This is a genomic window from Pseudoalteromonas sp. APAL1 (assembly GCF_021532475.1).
Classification (GTDB): domain Bacteria; phylum Pseudomonadota; class Gammaproteobacteria; order Enterobacterales; family Alteromonadaceae; genus Pseudoalteromonas; species Pseudoalteromonas lipolytica_C.
On the sequence record NZ_JAKGAW010000083.1, the window covers coordinates 1 to 9161 of the forward strand.

Annotated in this window: 11 protein-coding genes and 2 pseudogenes; all 13 read right to left on the reverse strand. The window is 38.8% G+C overall.

All coding sequences use genetic code 11. From position 1 onward, the window contains the following. Positions 1-270 precede the first annotated feature (270 nt). Positions 271-468 (reverse strand): annotated as a pseudogene (locus L1264_RS20910) (protein CapI); the annotation flags it as partial. 15 nt (positions 469-483) lie between these two features. Continuing rightward, positions 484-642: pseudogene (locus L1264_RS20915) on the reverse strand (UDP-glucose 6-dehydrogenase); the annotation flags it as partial. Continuing rightward, positions 642-2363, reverse strand: a complete 1722-nt coding sequence (locus L1264_RS20920) for an ArnT family glycosyltransferase (RefSeq protein ID WP_024603946.1) — start codon at positions 2361-2363, stop codon at positions 642-644. The pseudogene L1264_RS20915 and the gene L1264_RS20920, both read right to left, overlap by 1 nt. Positions 2364-2375: 12 nt before the next feature. After that, on the reverse strand, positions 2376-3029 hold the full coding sequence (locus tag L1264_RS20925; protein ID WP_024603947.1) for a TVP38/TMEM64 family protein: 654 nt from the start codon (positions 3027-3029) through the stop codon (positions 2376-2378). Beyond that, positions 3025-3762: a glycosyltransferase family 2 protein gene (locus L1264_RS20930; RefSeq protein ID WP_024603948.1), complete on the reverse strand. Its 738-nt coding sequence runs from the start codon at positions 3760-3762 to the stop codon at positions 3025-3027. Before L1264_RS20930 ends, L1264_RS20925 begins: the two co-directional genes overlap by 5 nt. Before the next feature lie 514 nt (positions 3763-4276). Continuing rightward, entirely contained in the window at positions 4277-5008 is a 732-nt protein-coding gene (locus tag L1264_RS20935; protein WP_024032682.1) for a MauE/DoxX family redox-associated membrane protein, read from the reverse strand. A gap of 33 nt (positions 5009-5041) precedes the next feature. Beyond that, positions 5042-5551 carry a DUF305 domain-containing protein gene (locus tag L1264_RS20940; protein ID WP_024032683.1) on the reverse strand — a complete coding sequence of 170 codons (510 nt, stop codon included), beginning with the start codon at positions 5549-5551 and terminating at the stop codon, positions 5042-5044. Positions 5552-5691: 140 nt separating this feature from the next. Beyond that, complete coding sequence (locus L1264_RS20945; RefSeq protein ID WP_024032684.1) at positions 5692-6210, reverse strand: DUF411 domain-containing protein; 519 nt, start codon at positions 6208-6210, stop codon at positions 5692-5694. 10 nt (positions 6211-6220) lie between these two features. Further along, on the reverse strand, positions 6221-6709 hold the full coding sequence (locus L1264_RS20950; RefSeq protein WP_008109928.1) for a YybH family protein: 489 nt from the start codon (positions 6707-6709) through the stop codon (positions 6221-6223). Between the two features lie 23 nt (positions 6710-6732). Further along, positions 6733-7641, reverse strand: a complete 909-nt coding sequence (locus tag L1264_RS20955; protein WP_008109926.1) for a copper resistance D family protein — start codon at positions 7639-7641, stop codon at positions 6733-6735. Between the two features lie 11 nt (positions 7642-7652). Then, positions 7653-8060, reverse strand: a complete 408-nt coding sequence (locus tag L1264_RS20960; protein ID WP_008109924.1) for a copper resistance CopC family protein — start codon at positions 8058-8060, stop codon at positions 7653-7655. A gap of 22 nt (positions 8061-8082) precedes the next feature. Continuing rightward, a complete protein-coding gene (locus L1264_RS20965; RefSeq protein WP_008109922.1) occupies positions 8083-8946 on the reverse strand; it encodes a copper resistance protein B in 864 nt (287 codons plus the stop codon). Further along, positions 8943-9161, reverse strand: a 219-nt coding sequence (locus tag L1264_RS20970; protein ID WP_235404584.1) for a multicopper oxidase domain-containing protein, incomplete at its 5' end; no start/stop codon positions are given. The genes L1264_RS20970 and L1264_RS20965, both read right to left, overlap by 4 nt.

The window sequence follows — 9161 nt, forward strand, 5'->3', positions numbered from 1 at the left end:
AGTTTCGCTCGCGCGGAGAAAATTGCGATACTGAGAAAAAATCGATCGCAACCATCTTAAATGGTTTCAAACTAAGAACATACCCAAGACAATTTATTAAAAATTAGTTTTCACACAGTCTGTGCCATGAACGGACCTTGATGAATAGTATTGGATAATATTCCATTATCAAAGTGTCCTGTTTGATTACAGCAGATAATTACTGATATTAGAAATATAGGCGGACATCTCTAGATGTCACTATTATGCAAAAATGGATAGATAAATCACTTAACCATAAAATTCACGATACCAGTCAACAAAGTTATTAACGCCCTGTTCAACACTCATTTTAGGCTTATAGCCAGTAACATTAAATAAGTCATCAATATCTGCAAAGGTTTGGTAAACATCGCCCGCTTGCATCGGCATAAAATTTTTCTTGGCTTTAATTCCTAACGCGCTTTCAAGTGACTGAACAAAATCGAGATCATCTTTAAATAAAAAAGCTTCTATTTCTTTATCGACAAAGGGAGATTTACGACTATTAATTAAATCTACTTTCGCTGGAACGATATCGTAGATAACCACCTTATTATGCTGAGCAAGTAAAATGGCATTAGACAAACCAACAAAACCTGCTCCTACTACAGCTATTTTCATTAATACGCTTCTCTAGGAACACTAAAACGCTTAATAACTTTTGGCGCTTGGCAGTTTTCTGCCATTTGCTTAGCACTTAATAATAACCAGTGCTGCCTGTGAGCGTAGCCCATATCTTGCCCGTTAGACACATCGAAACACGTTAAGTTGGCATCATCTGGCACTAAAATAAATCGACCCGCCTTCTCGCCCATCCATAGCCATGCGTTACGCTCTTCTTCTTCATCCGTTGCTAGGTAACTAAAATGCGTTATTGGTAATTGTGAAAACAATAAAAATTGCTCTTTAAATTTCACTAACCCAAGTTCACCGCGCTCACCATGCTGACCTAAGGTGTTTTCCACTTCTTCAATAACATGTTTGGGTGTGCGCAGGGGCTCGGCTAGCCAATATCCTAAGGTACTCACTATTAACCAAGAAGCGACAATTACCATTCCTAAATTAAAAAAGGCGTTTTTCGACCGTAATCGCCATAAACTAACTAACCATATCGCTGCTAAAATAAACGCTAAACCTGCCGCCCACGGGATCATTTCAGGGTATGCGGTTAATGGTTTCACTAATTTTTTATGACCCGTTAATAAACCAATGCAAGCGACAACAAGCACAATAGCAATTAACCATAAAATGCTTTTGCTGATGCGGTTAAACCATAACGGTAGTTTAACTTCATGGTAAGCAATGGTGGTAAACAGCGACAACATCGGCAATGCAGGTAACACATAAACCCCGCGCTTGCCCGGACTAATACTGAAAAAACACACCACAAGCACAACCCAAGCAAACAATATCATCAATACTGGATCTGTTTTTAATTTGTGATAAACATGCTTTAGCGAGCTCAACAATAAAATTGGTAATGGAAACCACATCACGGGAATTACACTAACAATAAAATAATACCAAGGCTCAAGGTGATGCCAGGCATTGGCGTACCGTTCGCCCGTTTGCTTGAACAGAATATTGTTTTTGTACTGAATTAATTCAGGGGTCGCTTGCTCTGCCACCGTAATCATCATCGGTACAAACCAAGCCGCCAACACCAAGAAAAAGGGCACAAAACCTAACCAACAAGCGAAGGTGAGCCTGCCTTTAAAATAGTCTTTATTCGCCAAGCGATAAGCAATGATGGGAATAAACATGAGTACAGGTAAAAAACCTACCCCTTTAGTAATAATGCCGAGCGCCATAAATGCCCACGAAATAAAATACCAGCGCCAATTGGGCCCTAAAATGAAATGACGGATAAAGCCATAACAACCAATCGTTATCCAACACATCACCATCGCATCAATTTGGGCAGCTTTAGCTTGGATCAAAAATTGTGGTGTAATTAATAAAAGTAAAGCGGCATTGCGACCCACGCGAACACTATGGAGTTTTGCCCCAAGATCATACACCAAAAATAAAGTGATCAAGCCACAGATGGCGTTTGGCAGTAAAAATGCCAGTTTTAGGTTGCCAATAAGTGAATAAAAAAGAGCGATTGACCACATAAAAACTGGTGGTTTATCAGGATAAAATTCACCGCCACGCATTGGAAATAGCCAATTGCCAGTGGCAACCATTTCTCTGGCTACTTCAACAAATCGAGGTTCATCAGCAGGCCACGGTGAACGAATACCAATACCTAATAAAATAATAACAGCGGCAAAGGCCAGTAAGATTTTTAAGACGGCGTAATAATCATCTTGTTCGAAGGTTTTTATTATATTTTTCATAACCTAACTTCTTTATAGTTCTTGTACTTTACGACGAAATTGACTGCGATAAAGCAGTGAGCCAATTACCGATGAAACAATAAACAGCGCAATACTGATGAGTATTTTTTCGTGCTCTGATAAACCAATTCCAGCGCCAGCGTAGGCAAAAATTAAGGTTTGTGGAATGTAGCCAATAAAGCTACCAAGAAAAAACCCCTGAGCCGGTACTGTAGTTGCTCCAGCTGCGACATTAGTAAACAAGTTACTGCCGATAGGTAACAACCGAATCATCAATACCTTTAAGGTGGTATTGTCTTTAACCAAGCGTTCAAATTTCATTAAACTTTTATTAAATTTGCGTTGCAAGCTTGAGCGAAACAACCATTTGGCGGCGTAAAATGACAAAATACAACCGAGCTCTGTTGCTACTAACGCTAAAAGTGCCCCTTCAACAGCCCCAAAAGCAAAACCAAACGCAAACGCTAACAATTGGCGTGGCGCACCAAGAGCGGCATAGGCAGCCCCCATCGCCATCAATACAACAACGGCTTGTTTGCCTTGTTCTTTAACAAACTTAGCGACCCAGTTACTGTCAGCGATATGTTCAAAAAAACCTTGTTGAACTGCAAACGCTATCGCAATAAATAACGACAAACTAACAATAAATTTAGCGAGCCTGTTAATCGTCACTAGTGTTACTCGTTTGAATTTCATTAACCATTGGCACTTTGCCACGACGAATAAGCCACATCATGCCTAATACATCAACAATACCGACCCAAGCTCGATTCCAAGCCGTGTATTTTGATAGACCATGTTCACGATCGCGGTGGTTCACTTCTTGCACTTGCACTTCGCCTCCCATACGTTTGACCAAAGCAGGAATATAACGGTGCATATGGTTAAAGTGTGGTAGCCTTAGGTATGTGGCTGTGGGCACTACTTTCAAACCACAGCCGGTATCTGGCACACCATCATGTAAAATAGCATCGCGGAATTTATTAGCAAAACGCGACTGAAAACGTTTCCAAGGCGTGTCTTTTCGGTTTTTACGGTAGCCAATTACGCAAAAATTAGCGGCTTCTATTTGTTGAGCGCGCTCAACTAATTTAGGCAAATCAGCCGGATCGTTTTGTCCGTCGGCATCAAGGGTCGCCATCAAGGTGTATTTCGCCTGTAACACACCCGACACAATCGCTGTGCTTTGTCCGACACTGTAGGCATGTTTGATAGCTTTTACATCACAGCCTAATGTTCTTCCAGTTTCGAGGGCGGTTTCAAAGGTACTATCACTACAGCCATCATCGACAACGATAATCTCAAACGGGTATAAATCAGCAAGGCTGGTATGAATTTCTTCAATAAGATGGCCAATATTTTCGGCTTCGTCTTTGGCAGGAAGTACAACTGATAACATATATAAATCCCTGTTTTTTAGTTATTAGCGATAATAAATTTGCAAATTAATCACCGATAAGTCAAGCAATTAAAGAAACCTATCGGCTAAATAAAAAGTGTCTTAATAAAATATCAGGCAAACCTTAAGATTTACTTAAGAAAAACTGAAAAAATGATTTACAGCACTACACGCAATATTACTCTGAATATTAGGACTCTTTTCTCGGGTAGATTTCATCATACTTTAATGGCTACAAGTCCATTAGTTTTGTTGAGACATTTTTTTTTAACTGTAAAATATTAGAATATCCACGTTCACCAGCATATGTTCAATGTCCGTAACTCGCTCATAGCAGTCTGCCTGATGAAGTCTAAACTTATTCACTTAAACTGTGAGATCTGATATGAGCTAGTACAGCTGATATTGTACAGCTGATATGCTATTTACGACAAAGTCGCTCGGTAATTAGAGCGACATAATCCCTTGGTAATCACACTAGTACATCATCATGTTTTTAAATTAAAGCTGTTGTTTACTTAACAAACATCCAAATACCGGCAGCGATCATAAACAGGTTTTCTGTTAGGGAGATAAACCCTAGTGGTACGTTACTGTCACCGCCTACACACGCACATTTTAACTCTCGTTTATCTATATAGACTGCTTTTATCACTGAAACAGCACCAACCCCACCTATGAACAATGAAATAGGGGCAATAATATAGGCTGGTAATCCGGCTATCATTCCAATGCCAACAAATGCTTCTAAAAATGGGTAAACATAGGCGTACCTGACTACTTTCATAGCGACTAAGTCATAGGTTATAAATGAATTAGTAAAGCTAAATAAGTCTTGAAGCTTTTGTATTGCTAACACTGCCATTGTTAGGGCTACAAACAGTTCAGCGGTTTGCATTGATAATAAGCTATTATTCGCTGCAAAACTAAATGCCACACTAAGCAAAAAACTAACCGAAAAAATCGCAATCACGGGCGTGTAAGTTGTACCTTCTTGCCCAGCTTTTGGCTTATCAAAGTAATCGAGTAAGTCGTCATAGCCACCTATACGTTTATTATCAATAAATGTTTGAGGTGTAGTTTCTACACTGTGTTGTTTTTTAAATTCATCTGTTTGCTCTCGAGAAGTTAATAGCTGATCATCAACTGTATATCCCTCTCGCTCTAGTAGGTCTTTTGATTTTAAACCAAACGGACAAATATGCTCATCTGTGGCCATTCTAAAAAGTTGGGCTGATTTACTCATGTTTAGCTCCCTTTTATGTATTGGTATAAAATTTTACTTAGCATTAAAATCCGGTACGGTCCTAGATTGTGCTTGCTCCTGAGTTTCTGCTAGGCCATTTTTCTCTATATCCTTTAGTAACCACTGCATTTCTTTAATCTCACGACGCTGTGCCTCAATAATATTTGTTGCAAGCTCTTGGACTCGCTTATCTTTGATTTTTGCCCTTTCACTGGTGAGTATTGCAATTGAATGATGTGGGATCATCGCCGACATCCATGAGCTATCATCAACAGTCGCTTGTGATCGAACTAAAAATAAACTTCCCGCAAATACGGTAACACTAGCAATGAGTACTGTTATATTTTTCTTTTTATCTTTATACATATTGAGCATGAAAAGTAGCATTATCACTGCCATCATGGCTCCCATATAAAGCGCCATATAAGTGCGAGTTTCACTAAAAAAAACATGACTTAGCTGATAAGTATTCAAATACATCAGTACAAACATGACTAATGTTGATGTGGCTATCATTAAGAAAAACTTTAAATACTGCGACATTAGATGGCTCCTTTCTATCATTTACTTTGTATATCATTTATACCAATGGGTAATTCTTACAGGTTATTAGGCGTAAACCCACTATATATTTAATCATTGAATCAATGTTTAATATTACATCAAGAGTTGTGCCATAAGTGTTAAAACTGCTCAGCGTATTTGCTAATATGCTTATAAGTATTTTGCTGTAAATCGTGCGTAAGCATTTCAATATTATATTTATAAAAGCGATCGCCCATTTCCATACCTGGCGTACCAGCAGGCATAGCGGGAACAGAGAGCCCTATCGTCTTTTCAGGATGTTGTTCAGCTAAAAACTGTTTTATATGTTTGGCGGGAACATGACCTTCAAATACAAATCCATCGGCTGAAACGGCTGTATGGCATGACCGCATATTTGATTTTATTTGATACTGAGATTTAATCGTCCCCATGTCATTGACGTTAATTGCTTTTGTTTGAATATTGTTTTCGCTCAAATGAGCAATCCACTTATTACAACATCCACAATTTTTACTTTTATAAACGGTAAGCTCAATTTTAGGTTTTTCTGAATTCTCATAAGTTATTAATGCTTTATGTTGTTTTTCGATACTTATCGCCGAAAATGACATAGTTAATGATAAAAATAACGCTGAGGTAATGTAGATTACTCGCATTGTTAACTCCTTAATTTGACCAATGAATATGAGTGATTTTCCAACCTGTATCGGTGTTTTTTAATGTGATTGATTCCATTCCCATAGACTTAATATCTTTTCCTTTGTACTTTCCTTGAGTTTTACTTCTTGAAATTGAGTAAGCTATGTCTCCATTTGTGTAAACTTGATGCTCTAGTAGTTCACTATTAACAGCACTTAAGAATTTCATATCCGCTATCATATGATGTTTCGCGTATTCATCTGCAGAACGCTCAACACTTCCGCCTTCAAAAATGATGACATCGTCGGCCAGTAATTTACGTGCAGCTTCGCGATTGCCTTGTTTTAGAGATGCATGAAATAGGCTGACTGTTTTTGCAGCCTCGCTATCAACATTGACAAAGGCCTTGCCTTTTTTTGAATATTTTTCATCGTCATGTGCACTAACAGTAAAAGAACTAACAGTGCTAAAAATTAGTAGCAATAAAATTTTTAAATTAAAGGATTTAATTAACATACATTTTCCTTTTTTATTAATCGTTAAATAGGCGGACCAACAAGTGTTGTAAATACACTTGTTGTAATAAGTACAAATAGGGCAATTAATATTTCAACAGTGATCGAGCGTTTTAATATACTTATATGGTGTTGTTGAGTGATTTGCGGGACTAAAAAAAGCTTATGCCATGCACCTAGTAACAGCATCGCGCTGACGAGTAACAGCTTTAATAAAATTAGTTGCCCATAATTTGATGTAAACAACGCAGAAAATGACTCTAGGTACTGCAGGAGCAGAGTTAAGCCCGAAATAAGTAGTACAAATACAATAACAATAGCGAGTTGACCAAAGTAATGCATTAACCGCTTTACTTCACTGGTAGGTAGTAAAGTGCAGCTTTTGTAAAGCGGCCACAATGACCCTAACCAGCTCGCAATGGCAATAAGGTGAAAGGTTAAAATACTTTTCACTAACCCATTTTCATTTGCACTGTGCCCAGTAAAAGTGAAGCTATAAGCGATAAACCCAAGCATGATTAGTATAACGGCACCGTTTTTATAACCTGCTACGTTATCATCTGATTCCACACTCCACATACATGCGCTAATTAGAGCAATAATAAGCGCTGGTATTCTAAACGTTGCTTGGTCACCTATGACTGATTGCCAAACAATTTCAAGCATAAAGGGGTCAAACATTCCCATAAAGCCTGATTCAGCCATTGCTCCAGCTTCTATTGGTACTTGTAAAAGTGCAGCAATACTACCTGTAACTACACACGTAATTTGCCAACGTTTTAAGAACTGATAAAAGCTAATTACCTGATGCCCTGCAACATTGCTGTTGCCACACATAAAGCGCATTAATAAAGTGCCCGCAAGCCCTGCAATTGCTATATAGCTTGCTAGTTTTAATAATAATAAGAGTACTGACCATTCACTTAATTGCATTATGTTGCTACTTAATGATTATGTTTGCTGTGGGTATTAGATTGTTCTTGCATCATCTTATGCGATTCACTTTTGTGTACCATAAATCTAAACGTGTCGGTCATTTTATGTCCATCACCACCCAGTGCTGTCCATTTAACCGTGTAAGTGCCTTGGGCTAGGCTCGGTAATGACCAATTAAAGTCTGTGCTTGGGGTGGCGCTGGGTTTGAAATCAAAGTTTATTGATTTATTTTTTTCATCTTTGATGATGACTTTTGCTAGCCTTACTTCACCACCAAAAGTTAACGAAAGTTGCTCTGGGCTTTTCATTAACATGGCTTCTTGCGCAGGTGTTGATTGCTTGAGTGATATATGCGCTGATGCGGAAAATGTAAGCACTAAACCTAAAATGGCTACTGCAGAATTAAAAAACTTCATAATTACCTCTTATTTAAAATGATTAAAACCAAAATTTAATACCCGCAACAAATGCGGTGTTGTTGTTACTTTGTCCACTTGATGTGGCATAGTCGGCGGTATTGCCAAATTTATTGCTCCATTCAACGCCAATATAGGGCGCAAACTGGCGTGTAAATTCATAACGAACCCTAAAGCCAATCGCGCTGCTTGATAGGCCACTTCCAAGTTCGTTTTGTTTATCGTTTTTGCCATAAAGTGTAATTTCGGCTCGCGGTTGTATAATTAGCTTTTGCGTGAGTAATAGTTCGTACTCTGCCTCTAACGTAAATGCGGTATTGCCTCGCTCACCTACGTATGCTGTCATATCAAGTTCAAACCAATAAGGGGCTAAACCTTGTAAGCCAAAAGCTAACCATTGCCGATTTTCACCTTCTTTATTGTAATCAAGACGAACACCTGCTTGAGTATCCCAATATGCTGATACGGCGTGACCCCATAAAATATCGGTTTGGTTTTCTTCAATACTTCCTTCGCTGAAATCACCCTCGGTTTTAATTACCAATCGATCAAAGGTAGTGCCGTACCATGCTTGTAAGTCAAATACACCTGCGTTTGCTTGCTCGTTATATTCAAGACGATCGCCTAGTAATGCGTAAAATGGATGCTCATCAGCGAGTGTTAATCGCTCATTGCCCTCAAGCGCATATGGGCCTTCTGTTAAAGTTGTTCCCGCAGAGTAAGCATGGGGGTCTCTTGCATCTTTAGGTGCACTTCCTCCTTGTGGTTGCATCTTAGCGCTATTCATTTGTGCCATTTCACTTTGCGCTAATAAAGGGAAACTAATTAATGAAGCCCCTGTTAACATTAATAAACCTAATGATTTAGATAGTTTTAATTGTTTCATGATACGACTACCTCTCTAAACATACCGGCATCCATATGGAATAATAAATGGCAATGCCAAGCCCAGCGACCTACATCGTGAGGGGTGGTTAAAAAGCTGATTCTTTGTGCGGGTTGAACAGGTATCGTATGACGTCGCACTTGCACATCACCTTGCTCGTTTTCTAATTCACTCCATATACCACTCAAATGCATAGGGTGCGTCATCATGGTCTC

What these genes read in the sequence shown, in the direction of transcription:
- L1264_RS20950 (WP_008109928.1), bottom strand. Translation starts at nt 6,709, where the DNA reads ATGTTAATTAAATCCTTTAATTTAAAAATTTTATTGCTACTAATTTTT.
- L1264_RS20965 (WP_008109922.1), bottom strand. Translation starts at nt 8,946, where the DNA reads ATGAAACAATTAAAACTATCTAAATCATTAGGTTTATTAATGTTAACA.
- L1264_RS20920 (WP_024603946.1), bottom strand. Translation starts at nt 2,363, where the DNA reads ATGAAAAATATAATAAAAACCTTCGAACAAGATGATTATTACGCCGTC.
- L1264_RS20940 (WP_024032683.1), bottom strand. Translation starts at nt 5,551, where the DNA reads ATGTCGCAGTATTTAAAGTTTTTCTTAATGATAGCCACATCAACATTA.
- L1264_RS20955 (WP_008109926.1), bottom strand. Translation starts at nt 7,641, where the DNA reads ATGCAATTAAGTGAATGGTCAGTACTCTTATTATTATTAAAACTAGCA.
- L1264_RS20930 (WP_024603948.1), bottom strand. Translation starts at nt 3,762, where the DNA reads ATGTTATCAGTTGTACTTCCTGCCAAAGACGAAGCCGAAAATATTGGC.
- L1264_RS20945 (WP_024032684.1), bottom strand. Translation starts at nt 6,210, where the DNA reads ATGCGAGTAATCTACATTACCTCAGCGTTATTTTTATCATTAACTATG.
- L1264_RS20935 (WP_024032682.1), bottom strand. Translation starts at nt 5,008, where the DNA reads ATGAGTAAATCAGCCCAACTTTTTAGAATGGCCACAGATGAGCATATT.
- L1264_RS20960 (WP_008109924.1), bottom strand. Translation starts at nt 8,060, where the DNA reads ATGAAGTTTTTTAATTCTGCAGTAGCCATTTTAGGTTTAGTGCTTACA.